Below are 18,859 nucleotides of genomic sequence, written 5' to 3' on the forward strand. Positions count from 1 at the left end.
TGCCGCGCGTGGCCAAGGTGACGCGGGACGATGTGGCGAGACTGGCGGGGACGTCGACCGCGGTCGTCAGCTACGTCATCAACAACGGACCCCGGCCGGTCGCCCCGGCCACGCGCGAGCGGGTGCTCGCCGCGATCAAGCAGCTGGGCTACCGGCCCGACCGGGTCGCCCAGGCCATGGCCTCGCGCCGCACGGACCTCATAGGCATGATCGTGCCGGACGCCCGGCAGCCGTTCTTCGCGGAGATGGCGCACGCGGTCGAACAGGCCGCCGCCGAGCGCGGGAAAATGGTGCTCGTCGGCAATTCCGACTACCGCGACGAGCGCGAGGTCCACTATCTGCGGGCCTTCCTCGGGATGCGGGTCTCCGGGCTGATCCTGGTCAGCCAGGGTCCCAGCGAGCGCGCCGCCGCCGAGATCGAGGCCTGGGACGCCCGGGTCGTCCTGCTGCACGAGCGCCCCGAGGCGATCGACGACGTCGCCGTGGTCACCGACGACGTGGGCGGCGCCCAGCTCGCCACCCGGCATCTGCTGGAGCACGGCCATCCGTACGTGGCCTGCCTCGGCGGCACGGAGGAGACCCCCTCGGTCGGCGACCCGGTCGCCGACCACGTCGAGGGCTGGCGGCGGGCGATGCACGAGTCGGGCCGTTCCACGGAGGGCCGGCTGTTCCAGGCCCCGTACAACCGCTACGACGCCTACCAGGTGGCCCTCGGTCTGCTGTCAGGACCGGACCGGCCGCCGGCGATCTTCTGCGCCACGGACGACCAGGCCTTCGGTGTGCTGCGGGCCGCCCGTGAGCTGCGCATCGACGTGCCGGGCGGGCTGGCGGTGGCGGGCTTCGACGACGTGAAGGAGGCGGGTCTCACCGATCCGCCGCTGACCACCGTCCACTCCGACCGTCCGGCGATGGCCCGGGCGGCCGTCGACCTGGTGCTGGACGACGCGCTGCGGGTTACCGGATCGCGGCGGGAGCGGCTGAAGCAGTTCCCCTCCGCGCTGGTGGTCCGGCGCTCCTGCGGCTGCGGGGAACCCTCCGCGTCCGCCTGACCCGCTTCGGTCTTTTACAGCGGGCATACGCGGTTCTTCCGGGCTTCTCAGGACGTACTCAGGCCGTTCTCATCTTCGCCGATCAGCCTGATGGACATGACGGAGAACCTTCGCCCGAGCGGCGCGCACTCGACGGACCAGGACCCGGCCTCGTACCCGTACGACGGAACGGCGCACGACGGCACCGCGTACGCCACTGCGGCCGGGGGCTACCCGCCGCCGCCCCCGTACGCCCCCGCCACCGGCAGGCGCAAGGTGAAGCGGCCGGTGGCGCTGCTGGCGGCGGTGGCGATCGCGGCGGGCGTGATCGGCGGCGGCACCGCCACCCTCGTCGGCCAGCTGAACGGCCAGAACTCCGCCGCCACCGGTTCGGGCGGCGCGGTCAACGGCACCACCGTCTCGCAGAGCAGCAAGGGCACGGTGGCGGGCGTCGCGGAGGCCGTCTCGCCCGCGATCGTGGAGATCGGCGCGGCCTCGTCGGCGGGCAAGTCCACCGGATCCGGTGTGGTGATCACCGGGGACGGCGAGATCGTCACCAACAACCACGTCGTCTCGGGCGCGCAGCAGATCCAGGTCACCCTCTCCACCGGCAGGACGTACACCGCCGACGTCGTGGGCACCGACCCCGGCAAGGACCTCGCGCTCATCAAGCTCCGGGACGCGAGCGGGCTGAAGACGGCGACGCTGGGCGACTCCTCCAAGGTCGAGGTCGGCGAGCAGGTCGTGGCGATCGGCTCGCCCGAGGGCCTGACGGGCACCGTCACCAGCGGCATCGTCTCCGCGCTCGACCGGGACGTCACGGTCGCCAAGGACGACTCCGGCAGCTCCGGACAGGGGCAGGACCAGGGCCGCCAGGGCGGCCAGGAGTGGCCGTTCGAGTTCGGCGGGCAGCAGTTCAACGGCGACACGGGCGAGGAGACCACCACGTACAAGGCGCTCCAGACCGACGCCTCGCTCAACCCCGGCAACTCCGGTGGCGCGCTGATCAACATGGACGGGGAGATCATCGGCATCAACTCCGCGATGTACGCGCCCAGTTCCGCGGCTGCGGGCAGCGGTTCCTCGGCGGGCAGCGTGGGGCTCGGCTTCGCGATCCCGGTGAACACGCTCAAGGCCGACCTGGACGCCCTGCGCGCGGGGAACGGCTCCTGACCGTGCAAGGCTGAGAGCGCCCCCGCAGGGCGGACGGACCAGGTCGACACGAGAAGAGGACGAGACAGCGATGAGCCCCGCCGAAGACGATCCCCAGCGCATCCTGATCGTCGACGACGAGCCGGCCGTGCGCGAGGCGCTGCGGCGCAGCCTCGCCTTCGAGGGGTACGGGACGCAGGTCGCGGTCGACGGGTACGACGCCCTGGCGATGGCCGAGGCGTACGCCCCCGACCTCATCGTCCTGGACATCCAGATGCCCCGGATGGACGGGCTCACCGCCGCCCGCCGCATCCGGGCCACCGGTTCGACCACGCCCATCCTGATGCTCACCGCCCGCGACACCGTCGGGGACCGGGTCACCGGCCTCGACGCGGGGGCGGACGACTACCTGGTCAAGCCGTTCGAGCTGGACGAGCTGTTCGCCCGGATCCGGGCCCTGCTGCGCCGCAGCTCGTACGCGTCGGCAGCGGCGGCGGGCGCGGAGGCCCCCGACGACGACGTGCTGTCCTTCGCCGACCTGCGGATGGACCTGGCCACCCGCGAGGTCACCCGGGGCGAGCGGCGGGTGGAGCTGACCCGTACGGAGTTCACGCTGCTGGAGATGTTCTTGTCGCACCCGCGCCAGGTGCTGACCCGGGAGCAGATCCTCAAGGCCGTCTGGGGCTTCGACTTCGAGCCGAGCTCCAACTCCCTGGACGTGTACGTGATGTACCTGCGCCGCAAGACGGAGGCGGGCGGCGAGCCCCGCCTCGTCCACACCGTGCGCGGGGTGGGGTACGCGCTGCGTACCGGCGGGAGCGGAGAGGCGTGAGCGGATCGACGGCCGTCGCGGACGGACGGCGGCGGGGCCTGCGTCCGGTGCGCCGTTTCCGGGCGCTGCCGCTGCGCTCCCGGCTGGCGCTGCTGGTGGCCACGGCGGTCGCGGTGGCGGTCGCGGCGGTGGCGGTGGCGTGCTGGTTCGTGACCCGGGAGCAGTTGGAGGACCAGCTCGACGACTCGCTGCGCAACGCGAAGATGGACAACGCGCCGATGCGCGATCTGCTGACCTCGTGCCTGAGCGGCGGGCAGCTGCCCGCCCAGGAGTTCCCCGGCCAGTACACCGTGCAGATCGTCGCGGCGAACGGCGACTACTGCACGGCCCCGAACACGACGCCCGTCCCCGCCCAGCCCGACGACATCGCCGTGGCCGCGGGGCGGGAGCCCGACGCCCTGCACACGACGGAGAACGACGCCGGACAGGACATGCGGGTCTACACCCGCAAGCTGCCGCCGGTGGTCAGCTCCGGCCAGGCCAACAACGAGCTGGCCGTCTCGGTGGCCCGCCCGCTCAGCGAGATCGACGCGCCGCTCTCCACGCTCGCCTGGGTGCTGGCCCTCGTCGGAGGCATCGGCGTCGTCGGCGCGGGCGCGGCCGGACTGTGGGTGGCGCGGGCGGGGCTGCGCCCGGTGGACGAACTCACCGAGGCGGTCGAGCACGTGGCGCGCACGGAGGACCTGACGGTCCGCATCCCGGTCGACGGCGAGGACGAGATCGCCCGTCTGTCGAACTCCTTCAACTCCATGGCCGCCCGGCTCGCCTCCTCCCGCGACCGCCAGTCCCAGTTGATCGCGGACGCGGGCCACGAGCTGCGCACCCCGCTGACCTCGCTGCGGACGAACGTGGAGCTGCTGGCCCGCAGCGACGAGACCGGCCGGGTGATCCCGCCCGAGGACCGCAAGGCCCTGATGGCCTCGGTCAAGGCGCAGATGACGGAGCTGGCCGCGCTGATCGGCGACCTCCAGGAGCTGGCCCGCCCGGACGCGGCCGAGCCGGGCCCGCTCCAGGTGGTGGCCCTGCACGAGATCACCCGCACCGCCCTGCGCCGCGCCCGCCTGCGCGGCCCGGAGCTGACGATCACGGAGGACCTGGCCCCCTGGTACGTACGGGCGGAGCCGGCCGCGCTGGAGCGGGCGATCGTCAACGTCCTGGACAACGCGGTGAAGTTCAGCCCGCCCCGCGCCACGATCGACGTGCGGCTGCACCGGGGCGAGCTGGCGGTACGGGACCGGGGCCCCGGCATCCCGGCCGAGGAACTCCCCCACGTCTTCGAGCGCTTCTGGCGCTCCCCGACCGCCCGCCAGCTCCCCGGCTCGGGCCTGGGCCTGTCCATCGTGGCCCGTACGGTGCACCAGGCGGGTGGGACGATCGCCCTGCGCCCGGCCCCGGACGGGGGCCCCGGCACGGTGGCGGCGCTGACGCTGCCGGGAGCGCCGACGCCGCCGCCGGAGATGTGAGGGGCACCGGGGCGCCCTCCGCTCACCCCGTCGGGTTGTGCCGGATCAGCGACTCGACGAGCCCGGACCGCTGGTTCGGGTAGTCGAGCGGGACGATGCCGAGCCCCGTCCACCCGGCGGTCTCCGCGCGCTCCATGAAGGAGTGCACCTGCGGGTTGAGCCGGTCGGCGTTCCAGCGGGGCGGCATCAGGGCCGCCGTGGAGACGTAGTTCATGTAGAACTTGCCCGGCTGCGAAGCCGCCTTGCGGAACTGGGCTTCGATCTTCGGGTACTTGGCGAACGGCTCCGCCATGTAGTCGTCCTGGATGTCGAAGAGCGCCGGGTCCGCGTAGCGCACGCCGGGCAGCCCGCCGTTGTCCGCGAGCAGCACCACCTTGCCGCGGGCCCCGCCGAGGTCGGGGAGAGTGGAGTCGAGGCGGAAGAGGGACCGCCAGCCCCGCCGGTCGAGGTAGTCGTCGAAGACCGCCCGGAACGCGGTGTCGTTCTCGGAGGAGTGCTCCTGCTTGACCCGCATCAGCACGGTCTCGGTCGGGCGGTTGGCGAGGAAGTCCCGGCAGGCGATGAGGACATCGCCGAACATCATGTTCTGGAAGGACGCCCCGTGGTGGATCGCGAACGAGCCGTCGATGAGCCGGCACCGTACGTCGAGGAAGCGGATGCCGCTGGTCAACTGCTGCGCGATCGTGGTGTTCTGGCACTCCGACCAGGGCCCTCCGAACCGGGCCCCCGAGTCGTGCGTCCCCGGGATGGTCAGCCGCTGGAGCGCGGTGCCGTCGGGCAGGGCGGCCATCCAGTCCTGCGTCCCCCGGACCGCCCGGGCCTTCTCCCGCGTGGCGGCGACGGCGGGCCCCGTGCCCACGATCGCGGTGGCGGATACGGCGAGGGCACCGGCCAGGAAGCCTCTGCGGGAGGGCCGGGAAGAGGACGCGGACTCGGACGTGCGCGCGGGGGTGGACATGCGGGGTGCCTCCAAGGGCCGTGGGGGGGGCGGACCGGGCCGGGCCCGACCGGGCGGGAACCCTTGGATTCTGTCGGGTGCACGTCATTCGGGAAAGGGGACGTGCGCTCCTCCCCGCGGCGCAGAGCCGCGTCGAGGTTAACGGAATACCGCGGAACGGAATATTCAATGTGTCGTCGGCCGGAATTACCAAAGCCACACAAAAAGATTGCCCGAAATAGCGAAACACCTTTATTCTAGGGCCACTTGACCGGCCCTCTCCGCCGGTCTCGCGGCGGGGAAAAAGCGATTTACGGCAAGCCCACGAGCAGCGGTCGGCGCCTTCATTTCCCTCCGTCGCGGAATCCATCGAAAAAATGCGAGGAAGACCTGTGCGACGCATGACCTCCGCCCTGCTGTCCCTGAGCGCCCTGCTGGCCGCCTCCGCCCTCGCCGCCCCCGCGGCGGGCGCCGCACCGCAGAACGGCAGGCCGGCCGCCGCACCCGCCGGGTGGGAGAGGGTGGACGGGGCCGAGCTGGCGAGCATCGCCGGGAGCGACGGGAGAACCCCGGCCCCGGCCGCCGGGGGCCGCAGCGCCTCCGCCCAGGCGGACAACTCCGGAACGTTCGCCCTCAAGTCGGTCCGCAACGGAAAGTTCACGACCACCGAGAAGAACTACCCCGCCCCCGACACCGGTCTCCTGCGGGCGCGTTCCGCCGCGGTGACCGGGGCGTGGGAGGGCTTCGCCTTCGAATGGCACGAGGCCACCCAGACGTACGCGCTGAAGTCCCTGGCGAACAACCGCTATGTCGCGGTCGAGGGGAACTACACCGGCAACACGCAGAACGTCCTGCGCGCCCGTTCGACCGGCGCGGGCACCTGGGAGCGGTTCACGCTCTACTACAACGAGGACGTGGACCGCTGGGCGCTCCAGTCCGCGCTGAACGGCCGCTTCGTCGCCATGGAGAACGGCTACCCGGGTTCGCTCCAGTACGCGCTGCGCGCCCGGTCCCTCGAAGTCACCGGTTCCTGGGAGCAGTTCGAGCTCTTCGAGATCGGCAGCTGACACCACAGCGGGCGGCGGCGGGCCGCAACGCGGGAACGAGTCCGCCCCCGGCCGCCCGGTCCCCTGTTCCGGGCGGGCGGGGGCAGACCCCCGGCTCAGCACTCAGGCTCAGGCGCTCAGGCGCTCAGGCGCTCATCAGCGAGATGCCCAGCATCCGCGCCCCCTTCTCCGTACGCGGGCGGTGTTCGCTGCCCGGCGCGAACACGACGTACGCCCCAGGTCCATGGCGCTCGCCGCCGTCGATGACCTCGCCGCTCAGGACGAAGTACCGCTCCTCCGTGGCGTGTTCGTCGACCTCGGGCCACTCCGCGCCGGCCGCGAAGTCGATCAGCCAGCCCCGGGCGTACGCCGTGGCGGGCAGCCTCCGGCGCACGATGCCCGGGGCCACCTCGTGCGCCTCGACGTCGTCGACCTGGACGACGGTCTTCAGGGGGCTCGCCTCGTTCGTTCGCGTCTCCTCGCTCATGACTCCACCGTCTCGCGGGGCGATCATCCGCGGCGAGTGTCCGTTCTGACATCCTCGGGTACTTTCCTGCCATGCCCACGCCTGTGACCACCTCCCGGCCCCATCACGTGGTGGCGCTGCTCAACGATCCGCAGTCGCCCTTCGAACTCGCGTGTGCGGCCGAGGTGTTCGGCGACCACGCGGAACTGCCGGCGCGCTACACGTTCGAGGTCTGCGCGCGGCGGCCCGGCCCTCTGCCGACCACCGCCGGGTACCCGCTGCTCGTCGAGAGCGGCCTCGACGCCCTGCGGAGGGCGGACACCGTCGTCGTACCGGGCTGGCAGCCGCCCGGCGGACCGGTGCCGGACGACGTCCTCGACGCGCTGCGGGCGGCCCACCGGCGCGGGGCGCGCACCGTGTCGATCTGCACGGGCGCGTTCGTCCTCGCCCGGGCCGGGCTGCTGGACGGGCGGCGCGCGACCACGCACTGGCGGCGGACCGGACAACTGGCCGACGCCTTCCCCGAGGTGAGCGTCGCCGAGGACGTGCTGTACGTCGACCACGGCGATGTGGCGACCAGTGCGGGCAGCGGCGCGGGCATCGACCTCTGCCTCCACCTCGTACGGTCCGACCTCGGCTCCTCCTACGCCGCCCAGGTGGCCCGGAGCATGGTGCTGCCACCGCACCGGGACGGCAGCCAGCTCCAGTACGCGCCCCCGCCCGTCACAGGCGCCGGGACGGACGCGTCGCTGGCCCCCGTCCTGGAGTGGGCCCTGACCCGGCTGGCGACGGACCTCTCCGTCGGCCGGCTGGCCGCGTACGCCGGACTCTCCCCGCGCACCTTCGCCCGCCGCTTCGTCCGCCAGGTCGGTGTCAGCCCCGGGCAGTGGCTGCTCCGGCAGCGCGTCGACGCGGCCCGGTCCCTGCTGGAGCGGACCGACCTGCCCGTCGAGACGGTCGCGGCCCGGGTGGGCCTGTCGTCGGCGGTCAACCTGCGGCGGCGGTTCCGTACCGCGGTCGGGACGACGCCCGGAGCGTACCGCCGCCTCTTCGGCGAAGCGGCACCAGCAAAGAGTACGGTCGACGGCTGAGCGAACCGAGCCGATCGGAACGGACCCAGCAACCGCCGATGGCGCGACACCGTCTATCCCTTGTAAGGCAGTTCACCCGAACACCGCACGCGCCACCTGCCGAGCCACGTCACCCGCACGGCGGACACGAAGTCGTCGCACATGCAACCAACTACGCACCGGACGACGTCGTCAGAGCTGCCCGTGCCGGACACCGGCCCACGGAGTGCCTGCCTCTTTCACCGATCAGTCCCGGAGGATCCCGTGCGCGGACTCACCGCCACCCTGATGCCCCTCGTCTCCACGGCCGCCGTCGTCGGCACCATCCTGGCCGCCCCGACCGCCGTCGCCGCCGACACCTGGCGGACCCACGACAAGAACTGCGAGACCATCAACGACGTCGACGCCCAGCCGCTCGGCTCGGTCTGCGCCGAGGTACAGAAGCGCGTCACCCCGTCCGGCTCGGTCAACGGCTACCGGGCGCGCACCACCCTCACCCCCACCGAGGGCAACTGGCTGAAGCCGACCACCTACGTCTGGTCCACCTCCGGCGGGGTCGTCGGGGTGTGCGCCGGGGGCTGCCCGCAGCAGACCACCGCCTGGTCGTCCCCCTGGTCCTCGGTGAAGACGGTCCCGGGCAGCTACACGGTCCGGGGCGAGTCCACCGCGGGCAACTTCGACGTCTCCGCCTCCTGGAGCAACTGGTTCCAGCTCGCGGAGAAGTGCGCCACCTACTCCGGCGCCGGCGAGGTCTGCGTACGACGGCACGAGCGCACCCACCGCGGGGTCATGCAGGAGCGCGGCCAGATCGCCGTGCACCCCGCGAAGAGCAAGTGGATCGAGCCGCGTACGGTCCGGGTCGGCACCGTCAACGACGGCACGACCTCGGCCTCCAGCCGCGACCTGTGCGACCCGTCGTGCACCCGGCGCAGCGTCAACTGGTCGGCCACGGTCTCGCGGAACCTCGTCGGCCCCAGCGGCACCTTCGAGGGCTTCGCCTCGGCGTCCTTCGCCCTGCCGTCCGGCACCGTGAAGACCTTGAAGGCCTCCTACTCCTGACGGAACGCCGCGCTCCGCCCGGCCCACCGGGATCCACCACCGTCACGAAAGCCTCTCGCCCTGTCAGCGGGAGGCCCGGAACCGGCTCCGGTACTCCGTCGGCGTCGCGTTCAACCGCCGCCGGAACGCCCGTACCAACGTGTCCACGGTCCCGAACCCGCAGACGGACGCGATGCGTTCGAGGGTGGCGTCGGAGGACTCCAGTTCGTTACGGGCCTTCTCGACGCGGACGGACTCGATGTAGGCGTGCGGGGTCGTCCCGAGCTCGGTCCTGAAGATCCGGGTCAGGTGGCGGTCGCTGACATGCGCGTACTCCGCGAGGTCCACGACGGTGAGCCGGCGGCCGATGTTGCGCAGGATGTGGTGCCGGAGATCCTCGATGCGCCGCGTCGCCGAGATCTGCTCCAGCGGAACGCTGAACTGGCTCTGCCCGCTCTGCCGCTTCAGGTACATCACGAGCTGCCGGGCGACGCGCAGCGCGACGGCCTCGCCGAGGTCGTCGGCGATCAGGGCGAGCGAGAGGTCGAGGCAGGCGCTGATCCCCGCGCCGGTCCACACATCGCCCTCGCGGATGAAGATCGGGTCGGCGTCGACCTCGATCTCCGGGTGTTCGTCGGCCAGTTGCCGGGCGGTCGACCAGTGCGTGGTGGCGCGCTTGCCGTCGAGCAGCCCGGCGGCGGCCAGCAGATGTGCCCCGACGCAGACGGAGGTGGTCCGCCGCGTCCGCGCGGCGAGCGTCTTCACCCGTTCCACCAGCTCGGGATCGACGAGGGCGTGCACCCGCCGTTCGCTGTCGATCTCCACCGAACCGGGCACGATGAGGGTGTCGATGCTCCGCCCGGCGGCCTCGTCGAAGGTGGTGTCGGGCAGGATGCGCACCCCGGCAGCGGTGGTGACGGGCTCCAACGTCTCGGCGGCCAGGACGACTTCATATCCCGCGGCGTCGTCGGTCTCGCGGCGCGCGAGCGAGAAGACCTCGGGAGGCCCGGTGACGTCGAGCAGGTCGACGCCGCCGAAGAGCACGATGACGACGAGCCGTCGGACGGTATCCATGGGTTGCCCTCCTCCGCCGGCACGCCGCCTCATGTCGGTATCTGCATGCTAGACGTCATTGTGGACATCCGGGGCGACTCCTAGCGTGGAGAACGGCTCCCCGCACGGAACGGGCGAGCACTTCCCCTACGTACGACCCGAGGCGGTACACCCATGTCCCGAACCACCCTGCGCGAACTCAACGGCTTCGACGCGACCCCGGCCACGCTGACCGGCTCGACGCTGATCCTCGTCGACTTCCAGAACACCTACACCCGCGGCGTGCTGGAACTCGACGGCTGGCAGCCCTCGTTGGACGCCGCCGCGCACCTGCTGGCCCGGGCCCGCGAGGCGGGGACGAAGGTCGTGCACGTCATCAACGACGGCGGCGAGGGCACCCCGTACGACATCCGGGCCGAGATCGGGCGGATCCACCCGGCGGTCGCCCCGGCCGACGGAGAGCCGGTCGTCGTCAAGCAGGTCCCGAACGCCTTCCACGGCACGGACCTCGGTGAGCACGTGCCCGCCGGCCAGGACGTGATCATCACGGGCTGGATGACGCACATGTGCGTGGCGTTCACGGCCGAGGGCGCGTTCCTGCGCGGCAACCGTCCCACGGTCGTCGCCGACGCCTGCGCGACGAGATCCCTGCCGGCGCTCGGTTCCGACCTCGACGCCGCCCAGGTGCACCACAGCGCCCTGGCCACGATCGGCGACCTGTACGGGGTCGTCGTCGCGTCCCAGAAGGAGATCGCCCGATGAGCTGCTCCGCGGGCCCGGACCAGCGGGTCAGGCGGGCAGTCCTCGGGCGGGGGCGGGCGGGAGGTGGACGGTCATGATCAGGTGGCAGGTCCCGGTGCCCGCGCCGCGGTAGGCGTGGGGGACGTCGCCGTCGAACGTGGCGGTCTGTCCGGCCTCGACGGGATGCTCGGCACCGTCGGCGACGAGGACCATCCGTCCGGCGGTGACGCTGACGGTTTCCACGACGCCGGCCTGGTGGGGGTGGCTGGGGTACTCCTCGCCGGGCTCCAGTCTCCAGCGCCAGACCTCGACCGGGGCCGGCCCCGAGGTGGTCAGCATGAGCCGTGCCTCGCCGCCCTTCTCCCCGGCCCACAGGGGCATGACCGTGTCGCAGGACACGACGCGGACCCGGCCTTCGACCGGCCCCTCCATCAGTGCGGACACCGAGACGCCCAGGGTGTCGGCGAGGCGGACCAGCGTGGCGAAGTTCGGGTTGCCCTGCGCCTTCTCCAGGGCGACGAGGGCGCCCTTGCTGACCTTGGCCCGGCGGCCGAGTTCGTCCAGGGACAGTCCGGCGCGGGTGCGGGCCGCACGGACGTTGTGCGAGAGCGTTCGCAGCGCCGCCTCGGTCTCGGTCATCGCTGTCACCCCTCCAAGCGGGTCGGTCACTGCACTGGTCCACGCGGTCGGTCGGTTGACAGCCCACGGTCGGTGCGTTGTACGGTGTAGTCGTTCCATTGATAGTAAGGGATGTACTCCCCGTGATCGCTCTGCTGCTGGCCCTGGGCAGCTCCCTGGCCTACGGATGCGCCGACTTCCTCGGCGGCCTGGGCGCCCGCAAGGCCCATGTGCTGCGCACCGTGGTGATCGCCGCCCCGGCCTCGCTCACCGTCGAGCTGCTGCTGTGGCCCCTGCTCGGCGCCTCCTTCGCGCCGGCGACCCTGGCCTGGGGCGCCGCGTCCGGTGTGGCGTCGGCCGCCGCGTTCGCCCTGCTCTACAAGACCCTGGCGATCGGCCCCATGAACGTGCTGTCCCCGATCACCGCCCTGGTGTCGGCGATGCTGCCGGTCGGCGTCGGGCTGGCACAGGGCGAGCGCCTGGGGCCGGCCGGGCTGCTCGGCCTGCCGCTGGCGCTGGCGGCCGTGGTGCTGGTCAGCGCCGGGCACGGCGCGAAGTCGGCCCGCCCCTCGCGTACCGCGCTTCTCCTGGCCTTCGGCGCAGGGGCCGCCATCGCCCTGCAGCTGGTCTTCCTGCACCAGGCGCCCTCCGACAGCGGCGTCGGCCCGCTGATCGTCGGCCGCGCCGTGTCCTCCGCCGTCACCTTGGCCGCGGCCGGGGCGATGTTCCGGCGGCTGGGCGCGGAGAAGCCCGCCTACGGGATCTCCGCGGCGGCCGGGGTGCTCGACTCGATCGCCAATCTGCTGTTCCTGCTCGCCGCCCGCAGCGGCGACCTGGCCGTGGTCGCCGTGATCACCGCCCTGTACCCGGCCGCCACCGTCCTGCTCGCCCGCAACGTCCTGGCCGAACGCATCCACCGCGGCCAACTCATCGGCCTGGGCACCGCCGCCGTCGCCGTCAGCCTCCTCGCCCTCACCTGAACCACCACCCTCCACGGAAGGAGACCGGCATGTTCATCCAGCCCTGGGACGCCGCCCTCGACGACACCGAATGGCAGAGCTGGATCGCGAACGACCACGACTTCGGCCTGCTGAGCGTCAACGGCCTGCGCGGACACGCACCGGTCGTCGTGCCCACCCACTTCACCGTCGACGGCACGGACCTGCTCGTGCATCTCGCCCGCCCCAACCCCGTCTGGAAGGCGATCGAGGCCGACCCGGACGTCACCTTCACGGTCACCGGCGACTACGCCTTCATCCCCGGGCCCTGGCGCGCCAAGCCCGGTACCGAGCCCACCGACTCCGTCCCCACCAGCTACTACGCCGCCGTCCAGTTCCTCTGCCGGGCCTCCGTCGTCGACGGGCCCGAGGCCAAGGCCGAGCTGCTGCGCCGGCAGATGGCCCACTTCCAGCCCGACGGCGACCACGCTCCCATCGACCCCGACCAGCCGCCCTACGGCCGGATGCTGCCCGGCATCCGCGGCCTGCGCCTCGCTGTCGCCGAGGTCCGCGCGAAGTTCAAGTACGACGACCACAGACCCGTCGAGCAGCGCACCGGCACGGCCCGCCGGCTCACCGAACGCGGCACCGCTCTGGACGCACCCACCGCGGCCCAGCAGCTCCGCCGACTGGACCGCGTCGGCACCTGGAAACCCTGACCACCACCGTCCCGCCCCTCCCCGAACGGATTCCCCGCGATGACCACCTTCCGTATCAGCCCCGCCGTCGCCGACGCCTTCCCCGACACCCTCATCACCGTCGTCGGCGCCGGCGGCCTGGACGGCCGCGCGCCCTGGCCCCGGACCGCCGCCGCCATGGAGGAGCTGGAGCGGGACCTCGCCTCCGGCGCCTGGTCCCCCGCCGACGAAAGCGACCCGCGCATCGAGGCGTGGCACACGGCCTACCGCTCCTTCGGCACCAACCCCCGCCGCATCCGCCCCAGCGTCGACGCCCTGGGACGCCGCATGGCGAAGAAGGGCACCCTTCCCCGGATCAGCCCCGCCGTCGACTCCTACAACGCCGTCTCCGTCCGTCACGGCCTGCCCGCCGGAGCCTTCGACCTCGACCACGTCACCGGCGACATCGGGATCCGCTACGCGGAGGGCACCGAGACCTTCACCCCGCTCGGCGAACCCGACACCGTCGAGAACCCCAAGCCCGGCGAGATCATCTACGCCGACACCACCGACGTCCTCACCCGGCACTGGAACCACCGCGACGCCCACCGCACCCGCGTCACCGAAGGCTCCACCCACGTCGCCTTCGTCCTCGAAACCCTCCACGCCACCCGCGACGGCCACCTCCTCGAAGCCGCCGCCGAAGAACTGCGCGGCCTGCTCATCCCGCACGCCGCAGCGACCACGGTTCACCACCTCACCCGGAAGCAGCCTGAAGCCACCGTCTGAGACCGCCCGAGGTCCGTCACCGCCCGCGTCCCGTCACCAGAGGACGATCAGACGCGCGACCTTCCTGCCAGACCTGCGACGACTGCGACCGCGCCCTCCCGCGAAACCCGCGAGCACCACACGTACCGCGAGCACCTACTCACCGCGGCCCGGTCCGCCGGGCCCGCCCCAGCGCTGCTGCTCCCGCACCCGCCGCCTCATGTGCGCGCCGGGGATCGCGAGGGCCAGCAGGACGGGGACCGCGGCGGCGATGCCGAACCAGAGGAAGAGGGCGAGGTAGCCGTAGGCCGCGTTCCTCGTGTCCTGGTCCGCCCGTACGAGGAGGACGACGCTCACCACGAACGCCACCGCCATGAGGGCCCCCACGACGATCGCGGACCAGGTGAGGACTCCCGCCCAACGGCGGTAGCCGGCGGTCACCTCCGAGGGCTGGGGCGGCGCGAACTCCCAGGGCGCACCGGGCGGGTGGGGGCGGTGCGTGGGCGGTGGCTGCTGGGCGGGCATGGGCCCAGTTCTACGCCGCACCGCCCCGGAACACCACCCCGTCACGGGTCACGTCCTGTGGCCGTCCCACATCGCCGCGCCGAAGCTGCGCACCAGGGCGATCAGCGCCGCGCCCAGCCGCCAGTCCACCTCCGGTGCGTGCAGGTGCAGTTTGTCGCCCCGCGACCGGAACTCCAGCGGCATCCGGCCCGCCGCCCGCCAACGGATGCGCCGTGGGGCACGCGCGGCCCCGCCCTCGTTCCCCGGGGCGCCGTCGAGCAGGGTGGCGACGACGACCACCACCATGAGAGGCAGGCACAGCCACCACACGAACCACCACACGATGCGCCCCTTGTAACCCACCATCTCGGGGCCGCCGGGCTGGGTCACGGTCCAGCGGGTGCGCAGGCCCCGGCCCCGGAGCGCCTTCTCGCGCACGACCGTGCCGATCAACTCTCCCTGGGGGCCCAGTACCTGGAAGATGGCAACCCCGCCGTCGGCGGACCGGGTCACCACGGTCGCCACCCGTTCCCGGCGGTGCTCGTCGGCCCACAGCACGAAGGAGCGTGCACCGGTCCTGCGGGCCTCCAGGTAGGCGGGGACGCCGCCCGGGGGCAGTTCGCGCTCGGGGCGGGCCACCACGCTGTGCGTCCCCGATCCGTCGAAGAAGTCGATGGTGTCCTCGACCGTGGGCGGCGGGGTGAGGCTGCGGACCTTTCGCCGACCGCTGTTCATCCTCAGTACGTTGCTCACCCGGGACTCTCCTTGGGGGGGGTCCGACAACCGGCTGCCCACTTTAAGGGTCAACAAGAAAGGGCGGCAGGCCCGCAGGCCCGCCGCCCCTCCCTCACCTCACACCACGGTTACTGGATGACCGTGATCCGGTCCGTCGCCGGCGGGGCCAGCGGGGCGGTGGCCGTGGAGTGGGCCGCCAGGTAGGCGTTGAACAGGTCCAGGTCCGACGCGCCGACCAGTTTGTTCGTGCCAGCGCCCAGGGCCGGGAAGCCGTCGCCGCCGCCCGCGAGGAACTCGTTCATCGCGACACGGTAGGTGCGCGCCGGGTCGATCGCCTCGCCGTTCAGCCGGATGGTGTCGGCGACCACGCGGTCCGCGCCGCTCTTCGTCAGGTCGAGCGTGTAGGTGAGGCCCCTGGAGACCTGGAGGATCTTCGGGCTGGCCGCGTTCGCCCCGCTGACCTGCTGCTGGAGTGCGGCGATCAACTGGGCGCCCGTCAGGTCGACGACGTTCATCATGTTGGTGAACGGCTGCACGGTGAACGCCTCGCCGTAGGTGACGACCCCGTCGCCCTCACTGCCGGACGCCTTGTGCACCAGGTCCGCGCGGATACCGCCCGGGTTCATGAACGCGACTTCCGCGCCGCCCTTGTCGGCCGGGGCGAGCCCTTCGAGCTGGGCGTCGGCGATGACGTTGCCGAGCGGCTTCTCGGGGGCCGTGGAGCCGCGGCCGTTGATGTCGGCGCTGATCCAGCCCTGCGGCTTGTTCGCGATCGGGGCCGCGAGCCTGTTCCAGCGGTCGATGAGGCGGGTCATGTCGGGGGCCTTGGGCTGGTCCCGGGTCACGACGTGGTTCGCGGACTTCACCGACGTACGGACGATGTCGTTCGTGCGGCGGTCGTAGGTCAGCGTGGTGTCCGTGTACAGCTTGCCGAACGACGACGCCGACGTGACCATGCGCGGCTTGCCGGACGGGTCCGGGACCGTGCACACGTACGCCTGGTGGGTGTGGCCCGTGACCAGGGCGTCCACCTTCGGCGTGATGCCCTTGGCGATGTCGACGATGGGGCCGGAGATGCCGTCGCCCGCACCGGGGCTGTCGCAGTCGTAGTTGTACGAGGTGGAGGCGGCGGCCCCGCCCTCGTGGATCAGCGCCACGATCGACTTGACGCCCTTGCGGTCCAGCTCGCGGGCGTACTTGTTGATCGTCTCGACCTCGTCGTGGAACTTCAGGCCCTTGACGCCGTTGGCCGTGACGATGTCCGGGGTGCCCTCCAGGGTCACACCGATGAAGCCGATCTTGACGCCGTTCTTCTTCCAGACGGTGTACGGCCTCAGCAGCGGCTTGCCGGTCTTCTCCTTGGTCACGTTGGCCGCGAGGTAGGGGAAGTCCGCTCCCTTGAACTTCTTGCCCTTCTCGTAACAGCCCTCGACCGGGTGGCAGCCGCCGTTCTGGAGGCGGGCCAGCTCGGTGGCGCCCTCGTCGAACTCGTGGTTGCCGACCGCCGTGACGTCCAGGTCGAGACCGTTCAGCGCCTCGATCGTCGGCTCGTCGTGGAAGAGGCCCGACAGCAGCGGACTCGCGCCGACCATGTCGCCGCCGGCCGCCGTGACGGAGTACGGGTTGCCCTTGCGCGCGGTGCGCAGCGAGGTCGCCAGGTACTCGACGCCACCGGCCGGGATCGCCTTGACCGTGCCGTCGGGCTGCGTCTCGGAGACGTTGCCCGCCGAACCGGCCGGCGGCTCCAGATTGCCGTGCAGGTCGTTGAACGACAGCAACTGCACGTCGACGGTACGGGGCTTGTGGCCGTGCCCGTGGCCCCGGTCATGGGCCCCGGCCGGCATCGCGGCGACGAGCGCGCCCACGGTGGCCAGACCGGCCGCGGCGGCGAGCACCCGCCGGGACGCGCGGTTCTTCTGTGGAGTCGCTGACATCGGTCCCCTTGTGTGTCAGTGGTGTCAGTACTGCATCCTGCGTGCCGCAGCCTAGAGTCAACGCGCGTAGCGCAACAGGTGTTCGGGGTTACGGACTGGTTGCCATCCGGCCAAATGGCTCCTTTGCGCACCATGAACGGCCCGCCTTCCCCGCCGCGGACGGCCCGGCTCCCCGCCCCGCACGCGCCCCGACCGCGCACCCCGCCCCGCCGCGCCACCCCCGGGCGCGGCGTCGCCGTACGCTCGGAGGCATGACGACTGACGCACCCCTCCCCGCTCCCGGACGCGAGATTCAGACCCTCGACGCACTCGGCTCCGCACAGGCCGAGGCCGTCCTCGCCCTGCTCTCCGAGGCGGCCGCGTCCGACGGCCGGCAGGCGGTCTCCGAGCAGGGCAGGCTCCGGATCCGGGGCGGACACCGCGACGGCGTACGGCACTTCCTGCTCACCGTCGACGGCACGCTCGCCGGATACGCCCAGCTCGAGGACACCGACCCGGTCGAGGCCCCGGCCGCCGAGCTGGTCGTCCACCCCGACCGGCGCGGCAACGGACACGGCCGCGCGCTCGGCGCCGCCCTCCTCGCCGCGACCGGCAAACGGCTGCGGGTCTGGGCGCACGGCGGCACCGCCGCGGCCCGCCACCTCGCCCAGGTGCTCGGCCTCTCCCTCTTCCGCGAACTGCGCCAGCTGCGGCGGAGCCTGATCCCGCTCGACCTCGCCGAGCCGGTCCTGCCCGAGGGTGTGACCGTACGGACCTTCGAGCCGGGGCGGGACGATGCCGCCTGGCTCGCCGTGAACCGCGCGGCCTTCGCCCACCATCCGGAGCAGGGGTCGCTGACCCAGCAGGACCTGGACGACCGCGAGGCGGAGCCCTGGTTCGACCCGAAGGGCTTCTTCCTGGCCGAGCGGGACGGGGAGATCGTCGGCTTCCACTGGACGAAGGTGCACGCCGAGGAGCAGGTCGGCGAGGTGTACGTCGTCGGGGTCCTGCCGGAGGCCCAGGGCGGCGGCCTCGGCAAGGCGCTGACCTCGATCGGCCTGCACCACCTGGCCGCCGAGGCGCTGCCCACCGCGATGCTCTACGTGGACGCGGACAACACGGCGGCCGTGACGGTGTACGAGCGGATGGGCTTCACCACGCACGAGGTGGACCTGATGTACCGCACGGAGTCCTGAACCCTCCGTCAGACCTCCGCGGGGCGGCGTCACTTGACGCCGCCCCTTCCCGGCCCTCGCCCTCGGCAAGCGGCCCGAACTGATGCTGCTGGACGAGCCGGTGGCGGACCTCGACCCCCTCGCCCGGCATGAGCTGATGGGCGTCCTGACGGCGGAGACCGCCGAGCACGGCACCACCATCGTGATGTCCTCGCACATCCTCACCGAGTTGGAAGGCGCCTGCGACTACCTCCTGTTCGTCGGGCGGACGCGTCCGGCTCGGCGGCGGGGCGCCGTCGCCTCCTTCGCCGAGGTGCACCCCGCCTCCCCTTACTGGCCCCTCCAGCTCGTCGAGACCGGCATCCTCCCGGCCCTCGCCGCCCTCGCCGTGTTCGCCGCCTTCCGGGTCCTGCGCCGCCTGCACGGCTGAGCGGAGCATCCGGCGAGACCCGTCGTCCGGGCCCCACGAGGGGTGGGCCCGGACGACGAACACGTACAGTGACCGCGAGGGCCGCCCGCAGGCACACCGCTTCCTGTACGTCATGTCGCCGTTACCGGCCATTCAGACGCTCTTGCGACCCTCGCGGGATGCAGCCAGCTGTGCCCGCCCCCCGCCGCGACGGGAGAGCCCGTGACCCCGGGTTCCCCGGGCCTTCCGCGATCTTTCCGGGCTCCGACGCGCCTGAGGGGCGCTCCGCGCGGAAC

General features: G+C 72.2%; 19 protein-coding genes and 1 pseudogene. 13 read left to right on the forward strand and 7 right to left on the reverse strand.

All coding sequences use genetic code 11. The features are described from left to right. Nucleotides 1-8 precede the first annotated feature (8 nt). From RNL97_RS14980 to RNL97_RS14995, 4 genes are all read left to right on the forward strand, one after another. A complete protein-coding gene (locus RNL97_RS14980; protein ID WP_030582056.1) occupies nucleotides 9-1,049 on the forward strand; it encodes a LacI family DNA-binding transcriptional regulator in 1,041 nt (346 codons plus the stop codon). Nucleotides 1,050-1,139: 90 nt separating this feature from the next. Further along, the gene (locus RNL97_RS14985; RefSeq protein WP_313750786.1) at nucleotides 1,140-2,201 is read left to right on the forward strand and encodes a S1C family serine protease; all 1,062 of its coding nucleotides are present in this window, start codon (nucleotides 1,140-1,142) and stop codon (nucleotides 2,199-2,201) included. Nucleotides 2,202-2,271: 70 nt separating this feature from the next. Next, the gene (locus RNL97_RS14990; RefSeq protein WP_030582061.1) at nucleotides 2,272-3,012 is read left to right on the forward strand and encodes a response regulator transcription factor; all 741 of its coding nucleotides are present in this window, start codon (nucleotides 2,272-2,274) and stop codon (nucleotides 3,010-3,012) included. Next, on the forward strand, nucleotides 3,009-4,475 hold the full coding sequence (locus tag RNL97_RS14995; protein WP_030582064.1) for a HAMP domain-containing sensor histidine kinase: 1,467 nt from the start codon (nucleotides 3,009-3,011) through the stop codon (nucleotides 4,473-4,475). Before RNL97_RS14990 ends, RNL97_RS14995 begins: the two co-directional genes overlap by 4 nt. Before the next feature lie 22 nt (nucleotides 4,476-4,497). Here the strand turns inward: RNL97_RS14995 and RNL97_RS15000 are convergent, their stop codons facing one another. Continuing rightward, nucleotides 4,498-5,433, reverse strand: coding sequence for a phosphatidylinositol-specific phospholipase C (locus RNL97_RS15000; RefSeq protein WP_243314324.1), 936 nt, complete (start codon nucleotides 5,431-5,433; stop codon nucleotides 4,498-4,500). Between the two features lie 380 nt (nucleotides 5,434-5,813). Between RNL97_RS15000 and RNL97_RS15005 the strand changes: the two genes are divergently transcribed. After that, nucleotides 5,814-6,479, forward strand: a complete 666-nt coding sequence (locus RNL97_RS15005) for a fascin domain-containing protein (RefSeq protein WP_313751630.1) — start codon at nucleotides 5,814-5,816, stop codon at nucleotides 6,477-6,479. A gap of 124 nt (nucleotides 6,480-6,603) precedes the next feature. Here the strand turns inward: RNL97_RS15005 and RNL97_RS15010 are convergent, their stop codons facing one another. Continuing rightward, entirely contained in the window at nucleotides 6,604-6,945 is a 342-nt protein-coding gene (locus tag RNL97_RS15010) for a cupin domain-containing protein (protein WP_030582072.1), read from the reverse strand. Nucleotides 6,946-7,016: 71 nt separating this feature from the next. Here RNL97_RS15010 and RNL97_RS15015 point away from each other — a divergent pair, with 71 nt between their 5' ends. Both RNL97_RS15015 and RNL97_RS15020 read left to right on the forward strand, forming a co-directional pair. Further along, complete coding sequence (locus tag RNL97_RS15015; protein ID WP_313750788.1) at nucleotides 7,017-8,015, forward strand: GlxA family transcriptional regulator; 999 nt, start codon at nucleotides 7,017-7,019, stop codon at nucleotides 8,013-8,015. Nucleotides 8,016-8,258: 243 nt separating this feature from the next. After that, on the forward strand, nucleotides 8,259-9,053 hold the full coding sequence (locus tag RNL97_RS15020; protein ID WP_313750789.1) for a hypothetical protein: 795 nt from the start codon (nucleotides 8,259-8,261) through the stop codon (nucleotides 9,051-9,053). 63 nt (nucleotides 9,054-9,116) lie between these two features. On the opposite strand, the gene RNL97_RS15025 is transcribed toward RNL97_RS15020, so the two are convergent. Then, nucleotides 9,117-10,106 carry a GlxA family transcriptional regulator gene (locus RNL97_RS15025; protein WP_243314326.1) on the reverse strand — a complete coding sequence of 330 codons (990 nt, stop codon included), beginning with the start codon at nucleotides 10,104-10,106 and terminating at the stop codon, nucleotides 9,117-9,119. Between the two features lie 153 nt (nucleotides 10,107-10,259). Here RNL97_RS15025 and RNL97_RS15030 point away from each other — a divergent pair, with 153 nt between their 5' ends. Beyond that, nucleotides 10,260-10,847, forward strand: coding sequence for an isochorismatase family protein (locus RNL97_RS15030; protein WP_243314327.1), 588 nt, complete (start codon nucleotides 10,260-10,262; stop codon nucleotides 10,845-10,847). A 27-nt stretch (nucleotides 10,848-10,874) separates the two neighbouring features. On the opposite strand, the gene RNL97_RS15035 is transcribed toward RNL97_RS15030, so the two are convergent. Beyond that, complete coding sequence (locus tag RNL97_RS15035; RefSeq protein WP_030582087.1) at nucleotides 10,875-11,465, reverse strand: helix-turn-helix domain-containing protein; 591 nt, start codon at nucleotides 11,463-11,465, stop codon at nucleotides 10,875-10,877. Between the two features lie 122 nt (nucleotides 11,466-11,587). Between RNL97_RS15035 and RNL97_RS15040 the strand changes: the two genes are divergently transcribed. From RNL97_RS15040 to RNL97_RS15050, 3 genes are read left to right on the forward strand one after another with little or no spacing between them, the layout of a single operon-like run. Continuing rightward, nucleotides 11,588-12,424, forward strand: coding sequence for a DMT family transporter (locus tag RNL97_RS15040; protein ID WP_030582090.1), 837 nt, complete (start codon nucleotides 11,588-11,590; stop codon nucleotides 12,422-12,424). A 29-nt stretch (nucleotides 12,425-12,453) separates the two neighbouring features. After that, nucleotides 12,454-13,101, forward strand: a complete 648-nt coding sequence (locus RNL97_RS15045; RefSeq protein ID WP_243314328.1) for an FMN-binding negative transcriptional regulator — start codon at nucleotides 12,454-12,456, stop codon at nucleotides 13,099-13,101. Nucleotides 13,102-13,140: 39 nt separating this feature from the next. Next, nucleotides 13,141-13,848, forward strand: a complete 708-nt coding sequence (locus tag RNL97_RS15050; protein WP_030582095.1) for a B3/B4 domain-containing protein — start codon at nucleotides 13,141-13,143, stop codon at nucleotides 13,846-13,848. A gap of 135 nt (nucleotides 13,849-13,983) precedes the next feature. On the opposite strand, the gene RNL97_RS15055 is transcribed toward RNL97_RS15050, so the two are convergent. From RNL97_RS15055 to RNL97_RS15065, 3 genes are all read right to left on the reverse strand, one after another. Further along, nucleotides 13,984-14,352 (reverse strand): hypothetical protein, encoded by a 369-nt coding sequence (locus tag RNL97_RS15055; RefSeq protein ID WP_313750790.1) that lies wholly within the window; start codon nucleotides 14,350-14,352, stop codon nucleotides 13,984-13,986. Between the two features lie 48 nt (nucleotides 14,353-14,400). Beyond that, nucleotides 14,401-15,084, reverse strand: coding sequence for a hypothetical protein (locus RNL97_RS15060; RefSeq protein ID WP_030582101.1), 684 nt, complete (start codon nucleotides 15,082-15,084; stop codon nucleotides 14,401-14,403). Nucleotides 15,085-15,194: 110 nt separating this feature from the next. Then, nucleotides 15,195-17,000 carry a bifunctional metallophosphatase/5'-nucleotidase gene (locus RNL97_RS15065; RefSeq protein WP_313750791.1) on the reverse strand — a complete coding sequence of 602 codons (1,806 nt, stop codon included), beginning with the start codon at nucleotides 16,998-17,000 and terminating at the stop codon, nucleotides 15,195-15,197. Nucleotides 17,001-17,251: 251 nt separating this feature from the next. Here RNL97_RS15065 and mshD point away from each other — a divergent pair, with 251 nt between their 5' ends. After that, nucleotides 17,252-18,175, forward strand: coding sequence for a mycothiol synthase (gene mshD, locus RNL97_RS15070; protein ID WP_030582106.1), 924 nt, complete (start codon nucleotides 17,252-17,254; stop codon nucleotides 18,173-18,175). 52 nt (nucleotides 18,176-18,227) lie between these two features. Further along, nucleotides 18,228-18,447, forward strand: a pseudogene (locus RNL97_RS15075) (AAA family ATPase); the annotation flags it as partial. Nucleotides 18,448-18,859: the final 412 nt, after the last annotated feature.

This window comes from Streptomyces parvus, from assembly GCF_032121415.1.
Taxonomy (GTDB): Bacteria; Actinomycetota; Actinomycetes; order Streptomycetales; family Streptomycetaceae; genus Streptomyces; species Streptomyces globisporus_A.

Bases quoted from the DNA above. Each gene is read 5' to 3' on its own strand.
- RNL97_RS14985 (WP_313750786.1), top strand. From the start codon at position 1,140: ATGGACATGACGGAGAACCTTCGCCCGAGCGGCGCGCACTCGACGGAC.
- RNL97_RS14990 (WP_030582061.1), top strand. From the start codon at position 2,272: ATGAGCCCCGCCGAAGACGATCCCCAGCGCATCCTGATCGTCGACGAC.
- RNL97_RS15000 (WP_243314324.1), bottom strand. From the start codon at position 5,433: ATGTCCACCCCCGCGCGCACGTCCGAGTCCGCGTCCTCTTCCCGGCCC.
- RNL97_RS15005 (WP_313751630.1), top strand. From the start codon at position 5,814: ATGACCTCCGCCCTGCTGTCCCTGAGCGCCCTGCTGGCCGCCTCCGCC.
- RNL97_RS15010 (WP_030582072.1), bottom strand. From the start codon at position 6,945: ATGAGCGAGGAGACGCGAACGAACGAGGCGAGCCCCCTGAAGACCGTC.
- RNL97_RS15015 (WP_313750788.1), top strand. From the start codon at position 7,017: ATGCCCACGCCTGTGACCACCTCCCGGCCCCATCACGTGGTGGCGCTG.
- RNL97_RS15025 (WP_243314326.1), bottom strand. From the start codon at position 10,106: ATGGATACCGTCCGACGGCTCGTCGTCATCGTGCTCTTCGGCGGCGTC.
- RNL97_RS15030 (WP_243314327.1), top strand. From the start codon at position 10,260: ATGTCCCGAACCACCCTGCGCGAACTCAACGGCTTCGACGCGACCCCG.
- RNL97_RS15035 (WP_030582087.1), bottom strand. From the start codon at position 11,465: ATGACCGAGACCGAGGCGGCGCTGCGAACGCTCTCGCACAACGTCCGT.
- RNL97_RS15045 (WP_243314328.1), top strand. From the start codon at position 12,454: ATGTTCATCCAGCCCTGGGACGCCGCCCTCGACGACACCGAATGGCAG.
- RNL97_RS15050 (WP_030582095.1), top strand. From the start codon at position 13,141: ATGACCACCTTCCGTATCAGCCCCGCCGTCGCCGACGCCTTCCCCGAC.
- RNL97_RS15055 (WP_313750790.1), bottom strand. From the start codon at position 14,352: ATGCCCGCCCAGCAGCCACCGCCCACGCACCGCCCCCACCCGCCCGGT.
- RNL97_RS15065 (WP_313750791.1), bottom strand. From the start codon at position 17,000: ATGTCAGCGACTCCACAGAAGAACCGCGCGTCCCGGCGGGTGCTCGCC.
- mshD (WP_030582106.1), top strand. From the start codon at position 17,252: ATGACGACTGACGCACCCCTCCCCGCTCCCGGACGCGAGATTCAGACC.